General features: G+C 34.4%; 16 protein-coding genes, 1 tRNA gene and 1 pseudogene. 4 read left to right on the forward strand and 14 right to left on the reverse strand.

Annotation, left to right across the window (positions count from 1 at the left end; genetic code table 11):
• Positions 1–4 precede the first annotated feature (4 nt).
• The 7 genes and pseudogenes from DU428_RS01315 to DU428_RS01345 all read right to left on the reverse strand — a co-directional run bounded on the left by DU428_RS01315 (position 5) and on the right by DU428_RS01345 (position 9,505).
• A complete protein-coding gene (locus DU428_RS01315; RefSeq protein ID WP_072348391.1) occupies positions 5–1,072 on the reverse strand; it encodes a cytochrome c oxidase subunit II in 1,068 nt (355 codons plus the stop codon).
• 29 nt (positions 1,073–1,101) lie between these two features.
• A complete protein-coding gene (locus DU428_RS01320; protein ID WP_072348389.1) occupies positions 1,102–2,415 on the reverse strand; it encodes a quinol:cytochrome C oxidoreductase in 1,314 nt (437 codons plus the stop codon).
• A 25-nt stretch (positions 2,416–2,440) separates the two neighbouring features.
• Positions 2,441–2,998, reverse strand: a complete 558-nt coding sequence (locus DU428_RS01325; RefSeq protein WP_072348914.1) for a c-type cytochrome — start codon at positions 2,996–2,998, stop codon at positions 2,441–2,443.
• 1 nt (position 2,999) lies between these two features.
• Positions 3,000–3,536 (reverse strand): DUF3341 domain-containing protein, encoded by a 537-nt coding sequence (locus tag DU428_RS01330; RefSeq protein ID WP_072348387.1) that lies wholly within the window; start codon positions 3,534–3,536, stop codon positions 3,000–3,002.
• 41 nt (positions 3,537–3,577) lie between these two features.
• Positions 3,578–4,999: pseudogene (nrfD, locus tag DU428_RS01335) on the reverse strand (NrfD/PsrC family molybdoenzyme membrane anchor subunit); the annotation flags it as partial.
• Between the two features lie 31 nt (positions 5,000–5,030).
• Positions 5,031–8,132, reverse strand: a complete 3,102-nt coding sequence (locus DU428_RS01340; protein WP_113965622.1) for a TAT-variant-translocated molybdopterin oxidoreductase — start codon at positions 8,130–8,132, stop codon at positions 5,031–5,033.
• Positions 8,133–8,215: 83 nt separating this feature from the next.
• Positions 8,216–9,505, reverse strand: coding sequence for a c-type cytochrome (locus DU428_RS01345; protein WP_072348911.1), 1,290 nt, complete (start codon positions 9,503–9,505; stop codon positions 8,216–8,218).
• A gap of 213 nt (positions 9,506–9,718) precedes the next feature.
• Here DU428_RS01345 and DU428_RS01350 point away from each other — a divergent pair, with 213 nt between their 5' ends.
• Positions 9,719–10,117, forward strand: coding sequence for an SPOR domain-containing protein (locus tag DU428_RS01350; protein ID WP_113965623.1), 399 nt, complete (start codon positions 9,719–9,721; stop codon positions 10,115–10,117).
• A gap of 200 nt (positions 10,118–10,317) precedes the next feature.
• On the opposite strand, the gene infB is transcribed toward DU428_RS01350, so the two are convergent.
• The 3 genes from infB to rimP are packed head-to-tail and all read right to left on the reverse strand — an operon-like array spanning position 10,318 to position 14,916.
• Positions 10,318–13,179 (reverse strand): translation initiation factor IF-2, encoded by a 2,862-nt coding sequence (infB, locus tag DU428_RS01355; RefSeq protein WP_113965624.1) that lies wholly within the window; start codon positions 13,177–13,179, stop codon positions 10,318–10,320.
• 30 nt (positions 13,180–13,209) lie between these two features.
• Entirely contained in the window at positions 13,210–14,442 is a 1,233-nt protein-coding gene (nusA, locus tag DU428_RS01360; RefSeq protein ID WP_072348368.1) for a transcription termination factor NusA, read from the reverse strand.
• A 12-nt stretch (positions 14,443–14,454) separates the two neighbouring features.
• Positions 14,455–14,916, reverse strand: coding sequence for a ribosome assembly cofactor RimP (gene rimP, locus DU428_RS01365; protein ID WP_072348366.1), 462 nt, complete (start codon positions 14,914–14,916; stop codon positions 14,455–14,457).
• A 163-nt stretch (positions 14,917–15,079) separates the two neighbouring features.
• Between rimP and DU428_RS01370 the strand changes: the two genes are divergently transcribed.
• Positions 15,080–15,910 (forward strand): universal stress protein, encoded by an 831-nt coding sequence (locus DU428_RS01370; RefSeq protein WP_072348364.1) that lies wholly within the window; start codon positions 15,080–15,082, stop codon positions 15,908–15,910.
• 52 nt (positions 15,911–15,962) lie between these two features.
• On the opposite strand, the gene DU428_RS01375 is transcribed toward DU428_RS01370, so the two are convergent.
• Positions 15,963–16,035: transfer RNA gene (locus tag DU428_RS01375), tRNA-Gln, on the reverse strand.
• Between the two features lie 236 nt (positions 16,036–16,271).
• Between DU428_RS01375 and DU428_RS01380 the strand changes: the two genes are divergently transcribed.
• Both DU428_RS01380 and DU428_RS01385 read left to right on the forward strand, forming a co-directional pair.
• Positions 16,272–19,562: a glycosyltransferase family 117 protein gene (locus tag DU428_RS01380; RefSeq protein ID WP_113965625.1), complete on the forward strand. Its 3,291-nt coding sequence runs from the start codon at positions 16,272–16,274 to the stop codon at positions 19,560–19,562.
• 99 nt (positions 19,563–19,661) lie between these two features.
• Entirely contained in the window at positions 19,662–20,309 is a 648-nt protein-coding gene (locus DU428_RS01385; protein WP_113965626.1) for a polysaccharide deacetylase family protein, read from the forward strand.
• Positions 20,310–20,311: 2 nt separating this feature from the next.
• On the opposite strand, the gene DU428_RS01390 is transcribed toward DU428_RS01385, so the two are convergent.
• The 3 genes from DU428_RS01390 to DU428_RS01400 form a co-directional block, all read right to left on the reverse strand.
• Positions 20,312–20,608 carry a thioredoxin family protein gene (locus DU428_RS01390; RefSeq protein WP_072348358.1) on the reverse strand — a complete coding sequence of 99 codons (297 nt, stop codon included), beginning with the start codon at positions 20,606–20,608 and terminating at the stop codon, positions 20,312–20,314.
• 74 nt (positions 20,609–20,682) lie between these two features.
• The gene (locus tag DU428_RS01395) at positions 20,683–21,975 is read right to left on the reverse strand and encodes a metallophosphoesterase (protein ID WP_072348356.1); all 1,293 of its coding nucleotides are present in this window, start codon (positions 21,973–21,975) and stop codon (positions 20,683–20,685) included.
• 96 nt (positions 21,976–22,071) lie between these two features.
• Positions 22,072–23,268 carry a PNGase F N-terminal domain-containing protein gene (locus DU428_RS01400; RefSeq protein ID WP_113965627.1) on the reverse strand — a complete coding sequence of 399 codons (1,197 nt, stop codon included), beginning with the start codon at positions 23,266–23,268 and terminating at the stop codon, positions 22,072–22,074.
• Positions 23,269–23,296: the final 28 nt, after the last annotated feature.

The raw sequence follows: 23,296 nt of genomic DNA on the forward strand, positions 1-23,296 counted from the left end.
AAATTTAGTTAATTAATGAGTTTTTGAAAGTTTTTTGTTCTTTCATCCATGCATCAAACTCTTCTTGAGTTTCAACAATAATATTCATTTGCATATTGTAATGAGATTTACCACAAATCTTATTACATAATATTAAATAATCAAACTCATATCTCTCAAGAGGCTGTTCACCTTTAGCGATTAACTCTTCACTTTTTTCTGCTCTGATTTTGTTGATTTTAGCAACTTTATCAATCATATCTGGAGTTTGTCTCATCTCAGCAGTTGTAATTGTTGGAGTAAATCCAAACTGAGTAACCATTCCAGGAACACAGTTCATTTGCGCTCTAAAGTGAGGCATATATGCAGAGTGTAAAACATCTTGTGAACGTATTTTGAATAATACTGGACGACCTACTGGTAAATGTACTTCAGATACAATTACGTCATCTTGTGCATTAGGGTCAGACTCATCAACACCTAAGATATTAGCTCTATCTATATCGATTAAACGTACGTTTGCTTTTCCTAAGGTATTATCTGCTCCACCATATCTAGCTTTCCAGCTAAATTGTTGTGCATATAATTCAACTACAATAGGATCATCGTCTTCGCTTACATTCATAATCGTATTCCAAGTAAATAATCCGTAGATAATTAAACCAGATAATACAACTACAGGAATTACAGTCCAGATAAATTCTAAGGTATTGTTATCTGCATAGAATAATGCAGTTTTACCTTTTTCTCCTTTATACTTATAAGCAAAGTAGTGTAAAAGAAATTGTGTTATTATTTGTACGATAAAGATTACTGCAAGAGAGATAACCATCAAGTTATCAATTTGAGCACCATGTTCTGAAGCAGCATTAGAAAGAAGAGGTAAATCTCCTAACTCTACTACACTCCAAATTGTAATGATATAAATGAAAGCTAAGAAGCCCATCATTAAATATCCGTTTATGGCATTATCCTTATCTGTAGCAATTTGGTCGTTTGATTTACCTACTTGAGCTAAATCAAAGATCTTAACCAGTTGCCATATGGCAATTGCTATACATACTAAAACTAAAATTGTTAATAAAGCAGTCATTTTTGTCTATCGTCTTTATTTATATTTTATTAATAATGGAAATTTTCACTTTCTTTTATGAAAGGATTTCTCTTTGGTAGTAATGGTGCTTTTGTTAAAGCATTAAATACTATAAATATGAATAATCCTGCAAATAAAAGTACTGAGCTAATCTCAGGAATTCCTATTGACCATCTATCACCTACAGTAGCTGGCATAATCATCGTATAAACATCTACATAATGACCAACTAATATGATAACACCAGTCATAACTACGAACCAAGGAAGACGTTTGTAATCACTGTTCATTAACATTAAGAATGGGAACACTAAGTTTAGAACTACCATACCAAAGAATGGTAATTTATAATCGTTTACTCTTGCAACAAAATAAGTAACCTCTTCTGGAATGTTTGCGTACCAGATTAACATGAACTGAGAGAACCATAAGTAAGCCCAGAAAATACTGAATCCGAACATGAATTTAGCTAAATCATGTAAGTGACTATCATTTACATGCTCTAAATATCCTCTAGATTTTAAGTAAAGAGTTATAAATGCAATAACAGTAATTCCACTTACTAACATTCCTGCTAATACGTACCATCCAAATAATGTAGAGAACCAGTGAGGGTCAACACTCATAATCCAATCCCATGACATCATAGATTCTGTATATAAGAAGAATACTAAGAATGCTGCAGAAATACGGAATGCTTTTTTAAAGTTTCTGTTGTCTTCAGCTGTATCTTGAGCGATGGAAAATTTACGTACAAAGTGGCTATAAAGAACCCAACCACCTAAATAAATGATACCTCTAATTAAGAAGCCCCATACATTTAACCAACCAGCTTTACCTTGAATTAATTTATCGTGAGCTACTACTTCAGGATCCATCCAAACAAAAATATTGTTGTGTCCTATAAAGTGTGAAGCACCAGCTATTATTAATACGATTAAACCTCCTGGTAAAAGATAAGTTGAAATACCTTCCATAACACGGAATAATACTGGAGACCAACCTGCTTGTGATGCTCTTTGCACTGCGTAGAATGCTAAAACACCTAAAGCAATCATCATAAAGAAGAATGCTGCTACATAAATTGCAGCCCAAGGTCTATTTGCTATTTGATGCTGTACATGTTCTACATGTTTTTTGTGTTGATCAGCTTTAGCTTCTGCTGTTATAGCGTGTGTATCATCTGCATGTGCTACTTCTTCGCCATGGTGTTCATCAGCGAGTATTGTTTCTACTTCTTCAAAAGATTTATGAGAAGTCATAAAACCATAACCAACACCTAATAATCCTAAAATTATTAGTGCAATTGAAAATGTCTTTAATTTATTTGAGAATGTGTACATATCTATATATAAACTTTATATGATCTTATTTTTCTAAATCTGCTTTCAACTTTAAAACATAAGCAACAACTTGCCAACGCTCTTCTTCATTAAGTTGATTTGCGTAAGAACCCATTGCATTTTTACCATAATAAATAGTATGGTAAGTACTTCCTTCGGTAATTGCTCTACCAACATCTGCATAACTTGGGATACCTAGTATTTTTTCACGTTTTACTAAGTTACCTTGCCCTGCACCTTTGTTACCATGGCAAATACCACAATAAATATCATACAATTCTTTACCTCTTGGTGTATCGATTTCTGAAGAATCTAAAGGACTTTTTAAATTAGCTTTAGCATATTCAAAACCTTCCGGTGTATTTTCTATTTCAAAAGGAGTATATCCTCTTGGTATTGTACCGTCTACTGGTAATTGAGCTGCTACCCCATTTGCAAAGGCATCAGACTCGCTATACGTTTCATAAGGTACAGCTTCGTACATATTAGGAAAAAACTGATAGTTTGGTCTTGAATTTTTTTGACAAGATACTACCGAACTTACCACTATTACTAATACAAATATTTTGATTAAATTCTTCATATTAATGTTCATCTTCTTTTTCAATAATATTAACTTCTACAGCTCCGGTTTCTTTTAATAATTTGGTTAGCGCTTCTTCATTATTATGAACAGCAATCTCCATTAAAAAGTGATCATCTGTAGTTCTTGGATCTGGGTTTTCAGCATCTTTAAATGGCCATAATCTACTACGTAAGTAAAAAGTGATTACCATTAAGTGAGCTGCAAAAAATACCGTTAACTCAAACATGATAGGTACAAAAGCCGGCATGTTTTCAATAAAGCTAAAACTTGGTTTACCACCAATGTTTTGAGGCCAATCTTCAATCATAATGTATTTCATCATGAATATTGATACTGCTAAACCTACAGCTCCATATAAGAATGCAGTGATAGCTAATCTTGTTGGCGCTAAGCCCATTGCCTTGTCTAGTCCGTGAACTGGAAAAGGAGTATATATTTCTTCAATGTGGTGTTTCTCTGCCCTTACACTTTTAACGGCATTCATTAAAACATCATCATCTGTATAAATAGCGTGTATTACTTTAGACGTTTCCATATTACTTACTCGTCGTTTTTAGTTTTGTTAACTTGTGCTCCAGAAGTTCTTGCATCTACTCCAGTTCCTACTAAACTATCTCCTCTTTCTCTGATAGTTTTGTATTTATCTCCAGAAGATTTTAATATAGTTTTCACCTCTGCTTGTGCAATTACAGGGAATGTTCTTGAGTATAATAAGAATAATACAAAGAAGAATCCTATTGTACCAATAAAGATACCTATATCAATAAACGTTGGAGAGAACATTGTCCATGAAGATGGTAAGAAGTCTCTATGTAATGAAGTTACGATAATTACGAAACGCTCGAACCACATTCCAATATTTACTACAATAGAGATTACGAATGAGAACATGATACTTGTTCTTAGTTTCTTGAACCACATGAATTGCGGAGAGAACACGTTACAAGTCATCATTGCCCAGTAAGCCCACCAGTAAGGTCCTGTTGCTCTATTTAAGAAAGCATATTGCTCAAACTCTACACCAGAATACCAAGCGATAAATAACTCAGTAATATAAGCCACACCTACAATAGATCCCGTAATCATGATTACGATATTCATTAACTCGATGTGTTGTATTGTAATATAATCTTCTAGGTTAGATACTTTTCTCATAATAATAAGAAGCGTATTTACCATTGCAAATCCTGAGAATACCGCACCTGCAACGAAGTAAGGAGGGAAGATTGTTGTATGCCATCCTGGTATAACAGAAGTTGCGAAGTCAAAAGATACAATTGTATGTACTGAAAGTACTAAAGGAGTTGCTAATCCAGCAAGTACTAAAGATACTTCTTCAAAACGTTGCCAATCTTTAGCTCTACCAGACCAACCGAAACTTAATAAAGAATAGATTTTCTTTTGGAAAGGTTTTACAGCTCTGTCTCTAATCATTGCAAAATCTGGTAATAAACCTGTCCACCAGAAAACTAGGGATACAGATAAATACGTAGAAATTGCGAATACATCCCAAAGTAGCGGTGAGTTAAAGTTTACCCACAGAGATCCAAATTGGTTTGGAATTGGTAATACCCAGTAACCTAACCAAGGTCTTCCCATGTGAATAAGCGGGAATAAACCAGCTTGAACTACTGCGAAAATTGTCATCGCTTCTGCAGAACGGTTAATTGCCATTCTCCATTTTTGACGGAAAAGTAAAAGTACTGCAGAAATAAGTGTTCCTGCGTGACCAATTCCTACCCACCAAACAAAGTTTGTAATATCCCAGGCCCAACCAATGGTTTTATTTAAACCCCAAGTTCCAATACCTGTAGATATCGTGTATAGTATACATCCTATTCCCCAAAGAAAAGCAACTAATGCTATAGAAAATACTATCCACCATTGTTTATTTGCTTTACCTTCTATAGGTCTAGACACATCAACAGTAACATCGTGATATGATTTTTCCCCTGTAACTAAAGGTCTTCTAATAGGTGCTTCGTAATGAGACGCCATAATGCTTTATAATTGTTTCTTAATTAATCTTTTATGCTTCAGTTGTATTTCTCACTTTCGTATGGTACAGCACGTTTGGCTGAGTTCCAACATACTCTAATAAGTGATACTTACGTTTATCTTCTCTAAGTTTTGCAACTTTAGAATCTTTATCGTTTATATCTCCAAATACCATTGCTCCGTTACCACAAGCTGCAGAACATGCTGTTTGGAATTCACCGTCTTTAATCTCACGTCCTTCACGCTTAGCATCAAGAATTGTTTTTTGTGTTTTTTGGATACACATAGAACATTTCTCCATAACTCCACGAGAACGTACTACTACGTCTGGGTTTAATACCATACGACCTAAATCATCGTTCATGTGGTAATCAAACTCATCGTTTTGGCTATATAAGAACCAGTTGAATCGACGTACTTTATAAGGACAGTTGTTTGCACAGTAACGAGTACCTACACAACGGTTATAAGCCATGTGGTTTTGACCTTGACGACCATGAGAGGTTGCTGCAACAGGACAAACTGTTTCACAAGGTGCGTGGTTACAGTGCTGACACATTACTGGTTGGAAAGCTACTTGAGGATTCTCAGAAGCTTGCTCTAATTCACCAAATTCACTTAATGAACTACTTAAACCAGAAATATTGTTTTTCTTTTCTAAATCGTCACCGAAAGATTCTTCAGAAGAATAGTATCTATCAATACGTAACCAGTGCATATCACGGCTTCTTCTCATTTCTTCTTTACCTACAACAGGAACGTTGTTTTCAGAGTGACAAGCAATAACACATGCTCCACAACCTGTACAAGCGTTTAAGTCGATAGATAAGTTGAAATGGTGACCAATAGAACGATCGAAATCATCCCATAGGTTTGCATCTTTTGATGTTACTGGAATTTCTTCGTGGTTATAAGACACTACAGGAACAGCATTCCATTCCTTTTTATCTTTCGTATTAAATATCTCTAGAGTAGTTTCTCTAATGATATCTCCACGACCCATTAATGTATTATGTAATTGTACACAAGCAAATTCATGCTCACCAGATACTACATTTATAGTAACGTCTGTTTGTACATTTTTAAAGTCTTTGTATAAAGGATATGCATTCGTTCCCGTTTGCATTTCTTCTTTTAAACCATTTGTTCTACCAAAACCGAAAGAGAATCCTAAGGTTCCGTTAGCTTGACCTGGTTGAATAATTACAGGAACAGTAACTGTTTGTCCGTTTACTGTTAATTCAACTAAGCTAGAGTTTAAACCACCTGTTGCAACATGCCAGTTTTTAACACCAAGTTTCTTAGCGTCAGCACTAGACATTGTTAAGTAGTTATCCCAAGTTGTTCTTGTAATTGGATCCGGGAACTCTTGTAACCATGGGTTATTAGCTTGTTGTCCGTCTCCCATACCTACTTTGGTATATAATACTAACTCGAATTCTGAAGCTTTAACTGAATTTGCTAAATCTCTAGCTGCATTTCCTGCTGATGGAGCAGTTTCTTCTGTTTCAACAGCTTCAGAAGCAATATCTTCAACCGTTGAAGCTCCTCCAACAAATACACCATCGTGTAAAGCTTTGTTGTAAGAAGATCCGTTAAGTATGTTTGTTTTCCAAGTTTCCTTGATATAATCTGCATACGAAGTATCATTTCCAATCCATTTCAATAAGGAATCTTGGAATTGTCTTGTATCAAATAAAGGTCGGATTGTTGGTTGCATTAAAGCATAGTGCCCTTTCTTCATTTCAACATCTCCCCAAGACTCTAAGTAGTGAGGTGCTGCTGCAATATAAGTAGTAGCTAAAGCAGTTTCATCTGCTTTCATGCTAAAGGTAACCGAAGTTTCCGTGTTTTTTAATCCTTCTGCAAATTCAGAAGCATTTGGTAATGTATATAATGGATTTACTCCACTCATGATTAAAGCTCCTACTTTTCCTGCTTTCATATCAGCAATTAAAGTATTTACCGCTTTATCATTTCCTTGTCTTGTTTTGATAGGTGTTTTTGGATCGAATGCTTTAGAGTTTAAAGCTTCGTTGATTTCAAAAACAACTGTTTGTGCATTTACATCTTGTAAACCTGTTACAACAACTGCACTACTACCAGCTTTTTTAAGTTGTGAAGCTGCTTGTTGTACAACTTTATCAACTCCTTCTGGTAATTGTCCTGAAACAGAACCTCCAACTATATAAGAATGTAATTTAGCTAAAGCTATTTTTTGTTGACTTACTGTTAAAGGAACACGTTTATCTGCATTTGCACCAGCTAAAGACATGTTAGATTCAAACTGAATATGACGAGACATTTTTCCGTTTTCAGGAATTCTGTTCTTCGCATAGCCAGAGTCAAATCCTCCTCCTTGCCAATCTCCTAAGAAGTCTGCACCAACAGACACAATAGTCATTGCTTTAGAAAAATCGTAATTAGCTAAACCACGTTCACCGTACTTAGCTTGGTAAGCATCTAATGCAGCAGATTCTGAAACAGCATCATAAACTACATGACGAACATTACCGTATTTTTCTTTAAATTCTGAAATTAACTTAGAAGTTGATGGACTGGCAAAAGTTTGTGTTAATAACACAATATCCTTATCGGATCCTTTTAAATCCTCCAGTTTTTGCATGACATTTTTATCCAACTCCGTCCATGAGATATAATCCTCTCCATGAACTGGACCTTGAACTCTTAAACTATCATACAATCCTAAAACCGAAGCGTTTACTCTAGCATTAGCGTTTCCGTTAGAAACAGCCATAGTATTGTTTTCGATTTTAATAGGACGACCTTCGCGAGTCTTAACTAAAACAGATGCAAAGTCAAATCCGTCTGCAATGGTAGTTGCATAGTAGTTTGCTACACCAGGAATAATAGTATCTGGTTGCACTACATAAGGAATTGACTTAATAACTGGCCCTTCACAGGCAGCAAGAGATGCTGCAGCTGTACTAAAACCAACATATTTTAAGAAATCACGACGTGTAGTAGTAGACGCTTCTAATGTATCTTTATCTCCTAAAAATTCATCAGTAGGTATTTCTTCTACAAATTCGTTTTGTTTTAGCGCCTCAACAATAGAACTATTTTCGTTTAGCTCCTCAACACTTTTCCAGTATTTCTTGTTTGATGACATATTATATAATTGAATTACTTCTTATTATTAATTTTTATTTCTCTTAAAGAGATTTCGATTTTTCAGAAATTACTAAAACAATATTAGTAGTGACATTTTCCACATTCTAATCCACCCATTTGTGCAGCAGTTAACTCTTCTACACCGTATTTTTTAGATAACTCTTCGTGAATTTTTGTATAGTATGCGTTGTCTTTTACTTTAACATTTGTATCTCTGTGACAGTTAACACACCATCCCATTGTTAATGGAGAGTGTTGGTACATAATCTCCATCTCCTCTACAGGACCGTGACATGTTTGACACTCTAATCCTGCAACTGTTACGTGTTGCGAGTGGTTAAAGTAAGCAAAGTCAGGTAAGTTATGAATACGAATCCATTTTACTGGTTTTGCTTCTCCTGTATATTTTTGATCTGCATCACTCCATCCTGCAGCTTCGTATAATTTTTGAATCTCTCCGTCATAGAACTCTTTTGAGTATTCAGCAGTAGTTTCTCCTGTATATTCGTAAACTGATTTGTGACAGTTCATACAAACATTTAAAGAAGGAATACCTGAAGTCTTACTAACTCTTGCTGATGAGTGACAGTATTTACAATCAATACCATTATCACCTGCGTGAATTTTGTGAGAGAAGTGAATTGGCTGTACTGGCTGATACCCTTGATCCACACCAATTTGCATAAAGTAACCAAATGCGAAGTAAGCAGCTGCTAATAAAAAGATAATAACAGTTACAATTACTAAGAATTGATTCTTTACAAAAGCTTTCCAAAGTGGAATACTTTTATCTTCAGAAAGATCTACACCTTTAGCTTCCGCAAAGTTGCGTAATGTTTTATTTACTAACATTAATGCAAATGCTAATAAACCAAACAATACTGCTAGGGCTCCTAAGATTAATTTATTAGAAACACTATCCCCTTCACCAGCTACTGGAGCAGCACCAACCTGAGCAGCACCTGCTGCAGGAGCCTGAACCTCCTCTGCTGTATATGCCAAAATATCTGAAATATCTTGATCTGATAATTGTGGAAAAGCAGTCATGGCAGCACCACCGTACTCATTATAAATCTTGTTTGCGTAAGCATCTCCAGACTTAACCATTCCAGCACTGTTACGAATCCAAGCATTCATCCACTCTCTGTCTAAACCTTCACTATCTTCTAATCTCTGCATTACATTACGTAAAGCAGGCCCTGTCATTTTCTTATCTAGCTGATGACATGCTGCACAATTCGAATTAAATAAAGACTTACCTTTAGCTGGATCACCTTCTTGCGCAGAAAGCGTAATTGAAAACGTAAGTAAAAAAACTAAACTTAAGCGTAAAATGGATGCACTTAATTTACGGCGAATCACCTGTTTCATATTATTTGTTGGATTAACTTCTAAACTTTGGTATGGTTTTTTCATTAACATAAAGAAAAAATACAGTTATAAAATCTCAAGCAAAAGTAATATTAAAAGTCGATTTTAGAAATGTTAGCGAACTGTTAATTGCTAATTTAGAGGAATTCTAAATAACAATTTTTACAACAATTAAGTTAATTAGATTTACATTTGCATTAAATAGTATTGAATATGACATTATTAAGAACAAAGTCCATAGGTATATTTTTCGCAATTTCACTAGCATTTACAAGTGCTAACTTTGCACAACAAGGGGATGTTATAGTGAATCAAGACAGTGAAATTACCCGTTTATTAGAGTTAAAGAAGGAAATAAACACAAATGAAGACTCTAAAGACCGTTACAGAATACAAATATTCTCTGGAAGAAGAGGTGCTGCTGAAGAAAGTCAGGCGGAATTTAAAAACACTTTTACGAAATGGCGAAGTAAATTAGTTTATGAAACTCCTAACTACAAAATATGGGTTGGAAGTTTTAAATCGCATTTAGAAGCCGATCGCGCATTATTAGAGATAAAAAAAACCTTCCCAAATGCTTTTAGATTTAAACCTAAAACAGATAAGATATAACCTTTATAAGAGATCAAAAATGAAAAGCCTTCAAGGGATTAAACTTTGAAGGCTTATTTTTTTAATTCTAACTATTCAAAAGTACTTTACAAGCACTTTTGAATAGTTTTAAAGAAAGATTCCACAACTAAGATACATCCAGCCATTGAAACAAAAAAGGCGACCATTGGTCGCCTTTTTTAATTTTATAAGTGTTGAATTTATTTCAATTTCTTTTTTACTTCAACTTCTTGGAAAGCTTCAATGATGTCACCTTCTTTGATATCGTTGTAGTTTTTAATTTGTGTACCGAAATCATATCCTTTAGAAACTTCTTTAACATCATCTTTAAATCGTTTTAAAGAAGCTAATTCTCCTGTAAATACAACTACTCCATCACGAATTAAACGTATTCCTGAACTTCTATAAATCTTACCAGTTAATGCCATACATCCAGCAATACTTCCAATTTTAGAAACTTTAAATATTTCTCTAATTTCTGCAGTACCGGTAATCTCTTCTCTAAGCTCTGGAGATAACATTCCTTCCATTGCATCTTTAAGATCGTTGATAGCATCATAGATAATAGAATAAGTTCTGATATCGATTTCTTCTTTATCTGCTATTTGACGTGCATTACCCATTGGACGAACGTTAAATCCGATAATGATAGCATCAGAAGCCGAAGCTAATAATACATCACTTTCTGTAATTGGCCCAACACCTTTATGTATGATATTGATTTGAATTTCTTCCGTAGATAAATTCTGGAAAGAATCTGTTAATGCTTCCACAGATCCATCCACATCACCTTTTAGGATAATGTTTAATTCTTGGAAATCACCAAGTGCAATTCTACGTCCGATTTCATCTAAAGTAATATGACGTTGTGTACGTACAGATTGCTCACGTTGTAATTGTGTACGTTTTGTAGCAATTTGTTTTGCTTCACGTTCGTCTTCAAAAACATTGAACTTATCACCTGCTTGTGGTGCTCCATCTAATCCTAAAACAGATACTGGTGTTGAAGGTCCTGCCTCTTTAATTTCTTTTCCACGCTCATCATGCATTGCTTTTACTTTTCCGCTGTTTTTACCAGCTAAAATGTAATCACCAACACGTAATGTTCCTGCTTGTACTAATACGGTAGACACATATCCACGACCTTTATCTAAGAACGCTTCTACTACAGTACCTTGAGCAAGCTTATCTGGGTTTGCTTTTAATTCTAAAAGTTCTGCCTCTAATAATACTTTCTCTAGTAATTCTTTAACCCCTGTACCCATTTTTGCAGAAATATCTTGAGACTGAATTTTACCTCCCCAATCTTCTACTAATAAGTTCATTTGTGCTAATCTTTCCTTAATTCTTTCTGGATTAGCAGTTGGTTTATCAATTTTATTAATTGCAAAAACAATTGGCACTCCTGCTGCTTGAGCATGAGAAATTGCTTCTTTTGTTTGCGGCATGATGTCATCATCTGCAGCTGCAACAATAATAGCGATATCTGTTACTTGAGCTCCACGAGCACGCATTGCCGTAAAGGCCTCGTGACCAGGAGTATCTAAGAATGCTATTTTTTGCCCGTTATCTAAAGTAACTCCGTATGCACCGATGTGCTGTGTAATTCCACCAGACTCTCCTGCGATAACGTTTTCTTTACGAATATTATCAAGAAGCGATGTTTTACCGTGATCTACGTGACCCATTACTGTTACAATTGGTGCACGTGGTTTTAAATCTTCTGGCTTATCTTCAACTTCTTCTATAGTTTCGTCTAAATCTGCTGTTATAAATTCAACTTTATAACCAAACTCGTCTGCTACAATAGAAAGTGTTTCTGCATCTAAACGTTGGTTCATTGTTACCATCATACCAAGCGACATACATGCTGATATAATTTGTGTAACTGGCACATCCATCATGGTTGCAACTTCACTTGCTGTAACAAACTCTGTTACTTTAAGGATTTTGCTTTCTGCAGCTTCTATTTGCTGATCTAATTCTGTTTGCTCTCTATGAAGCTCTCTTTTGTCTCTTCTATATTTAGCACCTTTCCCTCTACTTGTCTTCCCTTGAAGTTTTTCTAGAGTTTCACGTACTTGTTTTTTCACATCCTCTTCACTAGGCTCCTCTTTTACAATGTTTCTTCTTCCTTTGCCTGGTGCTGATTTATTCCCTTTATACCTACTGTTTCCTCCTGAAGCTGCTGCTCCTGGTTTGTTATCACCTGGTTTAGAGATTCTACGACGTTTACGTTTATTATCTGAAGATTTATCACCTTTCTTATCGTCCTTTTTCTTTTTTGGCTTATTAAATTGGCTTAAGTCAATTTTATCACCTGCAATTTTAGGACCTGAAAGTTTTTGATATTTCGTTTCTACAACTTCTGGCTCTGCAGGTTGCTCTTCTGTTTTAGGTTCTTCTTTTTTAGCAGCGGCAGGTTTTTCTACTTTTTCTACCTTTTTAACTTTCTGTACTTTTTTAGGCGCTTCGGTTTCAGCTACTTTTTCTTTTTTAACTTCTTTAGGCTTTTGAGCAGCTTCTTCTTTAACCGATTTCTCTTGCTTAACTTCGTCGGTTTTAGGTTTAGCCTCTTCTTTAGCTGGTGCTTTCACAGCTTCTTTTGGTTTTTCAACAGGAGTTTCTGCAGGCTTTTCCACCTTTGCAGTTTTTTCTGCAGGCTTTTCTTTTGACTTTTTCGCTTTTGGCTCTAAGTCAATTTTACCAACCTGTTTAGGTCCAGACAGGGTAGTTTTAGCCTTAACAACTTCTGCTTCTGCAGCTAGTCTAGCTTCTTCTTTTTTAGCTTCTGCTAATCGCTTTTCTTCTAGTTCTCTTTCGCGTTGTAAACGTAGAGCTTCCTTTTCTTTTTGCTTAGCTTCACTAACTTCTTTAGATGCCATTTTCTTGGATGCATCTGTTTGAAATTCATCAGAAAGGACCTTATATACCTCTTCTGAAATTTTTGTAGTAGGACGCTTCTCTATTTCGATGCCTTTAGATACTAAAAAATCCACTGCACGATCTATAGAGATGTTAAGCTCACGTAATACTTTATTTAATCTTACTGTTCCAGCCATAAATTGCTTGTAATATAACCTAAAAAATTGTTAGTCTTCAAATTCTGCTCGCAGAATTCTAATAACTTCGTTAATTGTTTCTTCTTCTAAATCTGTACGTTTCACAAGGTCTGCTACTTCTTGTTCTAGTACACTTTTTGCTGTGTCAAGCCCAGCTTTGCTAAATTCGTCTATAATCCATCCTTCGATCTCATCTGAGAATTCACGTAATTCTACGTCTTCTTCAGCTCCTTCTCTAAATACATCAATTTCGTAACCTGTTAGTTTTCCTGCTAAACGGATATTGTGTCCTCCACGCCCGATTGCTTTACTTACTTCTTCTGGTTTTAAAATTGCTTCAGCTCTTTTATTTTCTTCATCAATCTTGATAGATGTTACTCTAGCAGGACTTAATGCTCGTGTAATATACAACTGTAAATTAGTTGTATAATTAATTACATCAATATTTTCGTTTCCTAATTCACGAACAATTCCGTGAATTCTTGATCCTTTCATACCCACACATGCTCCTACTGGATCAATTCTATCATCATAAGAATCTACAGCTACTTTTGCTTTTTCACCTGGTATTCTTACTACATTTTTGATAGTGATTAAGCCATCAAAAACTTCTGGAATTTCTTGCTCGAATAATTTTTCTAAGAACAATGGTGATGTTCTAGACATAATTATTGCAGGCTTGTTTCCTTTTAACTCTACATTTTCAATAACTCCTTTTACGTTATCTCCTTTACGGAAGAAATCGGAAGGAATTTGTTTATCTTTTGGTAAGATGATTTCGTTTCCATCATCATCTAAAAGAATTACAGCTCTGTGACGAATATGGTGTACTTCTGCTGTATATATTTCACCAATAATATCTTTAAATTGCTTATAGATATTAGTGTTGTCGTGTTCGTGTATTTTAGAGATTAAGTTTTGACGCAGTGCTAATATAGAACGGCGACCAAGATCTATTAATTTAACTTCTTCAGATACATCTTCACCAACTTCAAAATCCGGCTCAATTTTACGTGCTTCTGATAAAGATATTTCTTGATTTGGCTCTTCTACTTCACCATCTGCAACTACTACTCTATTTCTCCAAATTTCTAAATCTCCTTTATCTGGGTTAATAATGATATCAAAATTATCATCATCACCAAATTTCTTTTTTAAAGCATTTCTAAAAACATCTTCTAAAATTGCCATTAAGGTTACACGATCTATTAATTTATCATCTTTGAATTCTGAAAAAGATTCAATTAATGCAAGATTTTCCATAACTCCTTTAAATTAAAATTTAATCATAACTTTTGCTTCTACAATATTTTCGTAGGCAATATTTGCCTGTTTTTGGACTGTCACTTTACCTTTACCAATTGGTTTTGGCTCTCTGCTCTTCCACTGCAAAGTAATTTCATCTTCGGTAGCTTCTGTTAGCGCCCCTTCAATGGTTTCTGTTTGTGTCTTAACTTCTAAAGATCTTCCAATATTTTTAATGTATTGTCTTTTATGCGTTAATGGAGATGTTGCTCCTGCAGACGCTACTTCTAATGAAAAATCCTGTTCTTCTCTATCTAAATTATGCTCTATAGCTCTGCTAATGAACATACAGTCCTCTACAGTCACGCCGTTATCACCATCAATTATAATTTTAATGGCATTGTCTGGTGCAATAGATAAATCTATTAGAAATAGATCAGGTTTCTCTTCTAAACCTTGTGCTAATAATTCTTGTACGGTATTCTTAAACATTTATTGGTATAAAAAGAGGGGGCTTTTCGCCCCCTCATCTTTTCTTTTTCGTTTCAACGATGCAAATATACAATTTTTTATTGAAAATCAATAAGGTTTGAAATGTCATTTTAATTTCTTAACTTTAAAGGGCTATTTCTTTTTAATTAAATTCAATAAATATATGAAAAAAATACTCGTTCCTACAGACTTTTCAGAACAAGCAGCTTACGCGCTTGAAGTCGCAGCACAATTGGCAAGAAAAAATAATGGAGAAATCCATTTATTACATATGGTAGAACTCCCAATTAACCAAATTACAGAGATGGGTGTAGTAGGTGGAGGAGACTTACCTGAGGCGGTATTTTTTATGAAATTGGCACAAAAACGCTTTGAAGAATTACTAGCAGAAGACTTTTTAAAGGGAATTACTGTTCATGAAACGGTAGATTTCCAACAAACTTTTGACGGTATCAAAAAAACCTGTGATGAAAACAATATTGATATGATTGTTATGGGATCACATGGAGCTACCGGACTTAAAGAAATGTTTATTGGGTCTAACACTGAAAAAGTGGTTAGAACATCTGAAATACCGGTGCTTGTTATTAAAAATAAACACGAGAGTTTTACTGTAAGTGATTTTGTATTCGCTTCCGATTTTAAAAACGACAACAAAGAAACTTATAGACAAGCCATTGAATTTGCGAAGTTTTTTAATTCTAAAATACATTTACTGTTTGTAAATACAGTGAACAATTTCACCACAACACCCGATGCAAAAGCTAGAATAGCTAAATTTATTGAAGGTTTTGAGTTTGATAATTACGAAGTAAATATTTTTAACGACTCTACAGTAGAGAAAGGTATACTGAATTTTTCTCACCAAGTAGAAGCTGATTTAATAGGAATAAGCACACACGGAAGACAAGGTATTGCACATTTCTTTAACGGAAGCATCAGCGAAGACCTTGTAAATCACGCTAAAAGACCGGTAATCACCTTTAAGATATAATTATAAAAACTTATGTAAATAAAAAAGTCTTCCTTTTGGGAAGACTTTTTTGTTGGCCTACTAGGGCTCGAACCTAGACTCTTCTGGACCAAAACCAGACGTGTTGCCAGTTACACCATAGGCCAATGCTTAAATTGCGAGTGCAAATTTAAAACAAACTTTTGTTTGTGCAAGTCTTTTTTGAAGAAAAATTAAAAAATTTTACTTTTTAACATTTGCAAGCACTTTTACACCTCACCGTATTTTGTTTTTAAAACATCTACAAGCCTAATTACCTATTAAATAAGTTATGAAAAGCTTAAATTTTGTGCTTCTTTGATATTTATTATTAAATTCGCCAAGTTAACAACATAGATTTTACATGATAGACTTCAATTTCAAAAAGTGGAATACCATTTTAGGTTGGTTTTCTTTTTTTATAGCTTTAATCACTTATAGTTTAACAGTTGAACCTACCGTTAGCTTTTGGGATGCTGGAGAATATATTTTAACTTCTTCTAAACTGCAAGTTGGTCACCCACCAGGTGCTCCCCTATTTCAAATGATGGGTGCATTCTTTTCTATGTTTGCTATGGATCCTGCACAAATTGGATTTGTAATGAATATGATGAGTGCTTTTTCTAGTGCATTCACCATTATATTTATGTTTTGGACCATTACACTTTTACTTAAAAAGATAATTGGTTTTACTAACGCTTCATGCGAAGAAAACAAATCAAACGAACAATTAACAAAACAACAATATATTGCTATTCTTGGCTCTGGACTTGTAGGCAGTTTGGCTTTTACTTTTACAGATTCTTTTTGGTTTAATGCTGTAGAAACAGAGGTGTACGCCATGGCAACCTTAATTATGTCTGTATTATTCTGGCTAGGGCTTCGTTGGGAACAGGATATGCACAAACCTAGGGGAAACCGTTGGCTTATTTTAATAGCCTTTATTATCGGGCTTTCTTTTGGAGTACATTTCATGGGGTTATTGACTATTCCTGCAATAGGTTTAATTTATTTCTTTAAAAACTATAAAGAAGTAACTGTAAAAAACTTTATTGTTGCCAATGTGGTAGCAGTAGCTATTTTACTTGTCATCTTCAAACTACTTGCTCCTAATATTTTAAGATACTTTAGTGTTTTAGAAATTTTCTTTGTGAATACTGTAGGGCTTCCGTTTAACTCCGGAACTATCATCGCGCTGGTTCTTTTAGTTGGAGCTATTTATTACGGATTAGATTACACAAGAAAGAAAAACTACATTCACTTAAACACAGCAATTCTTTGTGTTACTTTTATTATGATTGGATTCTCTTCATGGACTATGCTTCCTATAAGAGCAAATGCCAATGTTGTTGTAAATGAAAACAACCCTTCTAGTGCAAGAGAGCTTTTAGCTTACTATAATTTAGAACAATACCCAGAAACACATTTGTTTTACGGCCCGCAGTTTACAGATCAGTATTCTGGATTAGATGAAATTGAGCCATATATAGATGATAAGCCTAAATATGAGAAAGACGAAGTTAATGGCAAGTATGTTGTTGTAAATGACTACAAAAAAGCGAAGCAAAACTACAACCATAAACACGCCTCTCTCCTACCTAGAATGTGGAGTCCAGATAATGCCAAAAACTATTTAATGTTTACTGGTATTTTAGATTTTAAACTGAAACCTGAATACCAACTAGAAGAAGAGCTAAGAAAATCGATTTTTGATTTTAGAACAGATCTTTCTAATGGATTAATTGGTTACGAAGATTATCATAACTTTTTAAAGCAATTTGGTCAATATTTAGATATTGAAAAACCTTCTTTAATAAGTAATATTATTTACATGTTTGAATACCAATTAGGGTATATGTACTGGAGGTATTTTATGTGGAATTTCACCGGAAAACAAGATGATATTCAAGGAAAATATGACAACCACGGAAACTGGATTAGTGGAATTAATTTTATAGACGAATGGCACCTAGGTTTATCTCAAGAAAACTTACCTAGTGATGTAAAAAACAATAAGGGAAGAAATACCTACTACTTTTTACCGCTCATCTTAGGGCTTATAGGTCTGTTCTTTTTATTCAATAGAGACAAAAAAGTTTTCTGGAACATGCTAGTATTTTTCCTTTTTACAGGAATAGCAATTCAAGTTTATACCAACGTAAGACCATTTGAACCTAGAGAGCGAGACTACTCCCTTGTAGGATCTTTCTATGTATTTGCACTATGGATTGGTTTTGGAGTTTATGCTATATATGACGGATTAAGAAAATATGTTTCTTCTAATTTACTAGCACCTTCTATTACATTAGTTTGTTTAGTTTTAGTTCCTGGAATTTTAGCAGCAAACAATTGGGACGATCATGATAGATCTAACAAATACACTGCTGAAGCAATGGCAAGAATGTACTTAGACTCTTGTGAGGAAAATGCCATATTGTTTACTATTGGTGATAACGACACCTTCCCACTTTGGTATGCGCAAGAAATTGAAGGACACAGAACAGATGTTCGTATTATCAATACAAGCTTATTCCAAACAGATTGGTATATCGATCAAATGAAACGCAAGTCGTATCAAAGTGACCCAATACCATCTCAGTTTACTCACGACCAATATAAGCACGGTACTAGAGATTATATAGCTAAGCGATTAGTCTCTAGAGACACCTTGATGATTAAAGACTTCTTAGACTTTGTAGGAAGTGATGAGCCAAGAACAAAACTTAGTTACATCATCAGACAACAAGGAGATGATCCTAACAATTACCCAAGTCAATTAGTAAATTCTAACTATTTACCTGTTGAAAATATTAGAATTCCGGTTAATAAAGAAAACGTATTAAAATACGGAATCGTAAAAGAGAAAGACGCCGATAAGATTGTTGACTATATAGATATTAAAATAGGTGGAAGCGCCTTGTTTAAAAACCGATTATTAATGCTAGACATTATTGCTAATAATGATTGGAAAAGACCTATTTACTTTACAGGTGGCGCTTATAACGAAGAAGATTATATTTGGATGAAAGACTATTTACAATTAGATGGACTATGCTACAAACTAGTACCTATCAAAACTCCTGTAGATAGAGCAAACCCGTTTGATATGGGAAGAGTTGATAGCGAAACCATGTATAATATTGTTAAAAAATGGGATTGGGGTAACAGTAATAGTCCGGATATTTATCACGATGTGGAGACTAGAACAAATTCTATTACTTACAGAGGAAATTTAGCGCGCTTAGTAGAGCAGTTTATCAATGAGGACAAGCCTAAAAAAGCAGAAGAAATTGCAGACCTTGCAATGGAAAAGATGCCTGTAGAATACTTTGGTTACTACACTTTATTAGAGCCTTATATTAGTGCTTATTACGAAGTTGGCGCTAAAGAAAAAGCCCGTAAACTTTTTAAAGACGTAAGTATTAAGTACCAAGAAAACTTAAATTATTACAGTTCATTAGACCATAGAAAACAAAGAGAACTTGGTGAGGAAATTATTACAGATATTGAACGCTACAAAGCATTAGTAGATGTAGTAATTAATTACGATAATGAGTTTGCAGAAAAAGAAAGCAAAACATTTACTAACTTCTTACAATTGTTTAGCCATTTTAATTCTGGTTACGATGAGGCAGACGAGCAGTTTTTAGATTAAGAAGATTATTTCCATATAATACCTTTACAAATCTCCTTAAAAGCTAAAATTAAGCGTTTTTAAGGAGATTTGCTTTAGTAGCAACACGAAAGTAGCATCATGAATTTAACTCCAGTAAAAACACCTTTAGTCGTTAAAAAAATCTTCCCAAACTATATATGGGATATAAAGACGAACGCAAAGGAAATTTACTTGACTTTCGATGATGGCCCGACACCCGAAATCACAAAATGGACTTTAGAAACTCTTAAGCAATACAATGCTAAAGCCACCTTTTTCTGTATTGGAAATAATATTGAAAAACACCCTAAAATCTTTTATGATATATTAAAAGAAGGACATTCTATAGGGAACCATACCCACAACCATATAAAAGGCTGGAAAACTTCGGCAGAAGACTATTTAGCGAATGTAAAGAAGGCACAAGAGGTAATTGACACTGCAACTGGAAAAGAAAAATTAGAAGAGGTAAAACTTTTTCGCCCTCCTTACGGACAAATAAGCCCAAAACAAGGTTCAGAATTGCTAAAAATAGGCTATAAAGTAATCATGTGGGATGTACTTTCAATAGATTGGGACGCTTCTGTTTCTAAAGAAAGATGCTTAAACAATGTGATTTCAAAGGCAGATTCTGGAAGTGTTGTTGTATTTCATGATAGTGTAAAAGCCTCTAAGAACTTACAGTATGCTTTACCAAGAACACTAGCGTTTTTTAGTAAAAAAGGCTATACTTTTAAAGCTTTATAATTCTAAACGTAAGTTTGAATAAGGTTAATTAACGTATTGGCATCATGCTCCCCTGTTTGCCTCCATTTCATTTCGCCATTTTTGTAGATTATTAATGTTGGAAGTTTTTTAACACGTAAAGCTTCAGCCAATTCTCGGTTTTTATCTACATCAATTTTAATAACTTTCACCTTATCACCAAGCGCAGCCGCTACATCTCTTAGTATAGAATGCATTGCTGTAGATTGTTCATTCCACTCTGTAAAAAAGTCTAAGAGCACAGGAGTTTCTACATCTATAATTTCTCCAAATTTTGACATATCCTTTGGTTTTTGGTCAAATGTTGTATAGTAAAAATAATAATTTTATTACTAAATATAACATTTAATAGCGATTATGCACTAACCGAACCTCGTTTTAGTTCAATAACTGTTATTTCTGGCCAAATTCCAACACGCCCAGGAAATGCTAAAAAACCGAAGCCTCTATTTACATATAAGTACTGCCCAGCTTCTTTGTATAGTCCTGCCCATCTAGGGTAACGGTATTTTACCGGACTCCATTTGAAGTTAAAAAATGGAATTTCAATACCAAACTGCATTCCGTGAGTATGCCCTGAAAGCGTTAAGTGAATCTTCTTTTCAAAGTCAATAATATTAGGCTCCTCTAAAACCTTGTTTAAATTAAATCTATCACTTTGGTCTACCTCTTTCTCTTTATAATCGAAGTGAGAAGGGTCATGAGACATTAATACATTAAAACTATTTTCTTCTAGGTTTTTGGTTGCTTCTTTTAAGCTTCCGCGCTTCGGAAAATGTCTAGAAGCTCCCCAATTTTCCACACCTAGAATATTAATTTTCTCTCCATTTCTTTCGATAGCCCTACTTTCATTCAGTAATAAATCAAAACCTATTTCCTTATGAACCTGCTCTAACTTATTTTGATTCTCCTGAATTTCTTCCTTGGTTTTATAAGCATAATAACCATAATCATGGTTTCCTAAGACAGCATATTTTCCATCTTTAGCTTCTAACCTTTTAAAAATATCTACCCATGGATGCATTTCTTCTGCAACAGAATTCACCATATCTCCGGTAAACACTATCGTATCACTTTTCTGCTGGTTGATTAGGTCGATAGCATATTCTATTTTCTCTTTATTATCGAAACTTCCTGCATGTACATCACTAATTTGTGTAATGGTATAGCCGTCAAAAGAAGCTGGTAAATCCTCAAAAACCACTTGTTGCTTGATTACTTTGAAGTTGTATTTCCCTTTTATCACCCCATAAAGAAACCCTGCAAATGGTATTGCAGCAACACCAAGCGCTAGCTGACTAACAAATTTTCTTCTGGAAGGAATAGCTTCTTTAATGGTATTATCGCTCTTAAAATAATGGAAGGCCGTTTCGAAAACACGAACAATATCTTCGGTAAAAAGAAAAGCAAAAACAAAAAGCTTCGGAACTACATAAGTCAGAAATAAAGCAACGGTATAACCGGTATTTAAACTAAACTTACCATCTTTTTGCACTAGGTACATTTGGTAGTAAGACACTGCACAAACCACTGCAAACAGTACCCAAAAACCAATAAGTACAAACTTATTTCTAGTTAGGGTTCGTAAGGCAGAAAAGGTATAAAACTCTAGTAATAAAACTAAAGGTATTAAAATTATAAATCGCATGGTTTTGTTTTAAGTGTCTGCAAAGATAATTTTAAAAACAAAGAAAATACCTTAAGGTGTTGTTAATAAACCACTAAAGCTTTTAACAAAAGGCCTTTATTTATCATAAACAATATAAGCAGAAACCATCCAATAATTGATTTTATCTCCGTCTATAGCCTGAGCTCCAGGAATAGAAAATTCAAAAGTATGGTTTCCTTTTTCTACATTGCCTAAGTCTATTATTTCTGGCAGAACATCACTTCCCGGACACCAGTTAGATCTAGAATAATCGGAAGAAGCAATACGCTCTTCTATCTCCTCCCCTTTCCAAGTAGTGGTTTCTGTCCATACTCCTGAAGTAGGATTAAAACGTCTAAAACTAGCACAATCCTCTCGCCAAGGAACAAATTGCTTTATCACTTTTGAGTTGAACTTGATGATGTTTTCTTTTTCTGTAAACTCATCGCCACCTTTATGCCCGCCATGACCTGTGGTGATATAATACAGTTTTGCGTTTTTTAATGTTTCTGAAACAGGTAGATCTATTGAAAGATTTCCTTTTGAAAAAGCATCATAAAACCTTTGAGCTCCAGCATATTTAGAAGTATTCAACACAGAAATAACCTCTTGTTTTTTCTTAACATGATTTGGAATAGTACTTTCTTCAAAGTCAAGTTGCACAGAAATATTATACCCTTGTTTGGTCCAAGTATCTATAAACACTCCGATATAAACCTCATCCTCTAATAAAGGTAAAAGATGTGTAATGTTTTGTTCCCATTGAACCGCATCTTCCCACTTTGGAATATACACCGGTTTCAAAGTAGCTACTCTTTCGTTATCATTAAAATGACCAACTCCAAAAGGAGTCATAAATCGTAGTAGCTCTACACTAGGTTTGTAGGTTCTATCATCAAATTGTACTGTTTTTATCCCTGGAAAAGCATCAGAAAACTGTTCTCTGGTTAGTGTATTATTCTCAAAATCTAGTAAGCTTAAATCTGCAGAAGCAGGAATAACAAACAGGGAACCCGACTTATCCCATGGATCACCATTAGATGTCAGCTTCACATTAACTGTAACATTTGGCTGCAATTCATATTTAGGTAATTTTACTTTTTTTAGCAAAACGCGTCCTGCATCTAGCCTTAAAATATCGTCATCCAGTTGCAGTGTATCGCTTTTGAAAGCCATATCGAAATACAGGTTTTCCTCCTGAAAAACGGAAACGCTATAATTTCCTATTGAAGGGATTTCAGCCTTACATGAAACAATTAGAACACTTATTAGTAGTAAAAACTTTATTTTCATTTTATGAATTTCTTTTGATTGAAGGTAT

The sequence above is a fragment of the Oceanihabitans sediminis genome, assembly GCF_003337215.1.
Lineage (GTDB): Bacteria > Bacteroidota > Bacteroidia > Flavobacteriales > Flavobacteriaceae > Oceanihabitans > Oceanihabitans sediminis.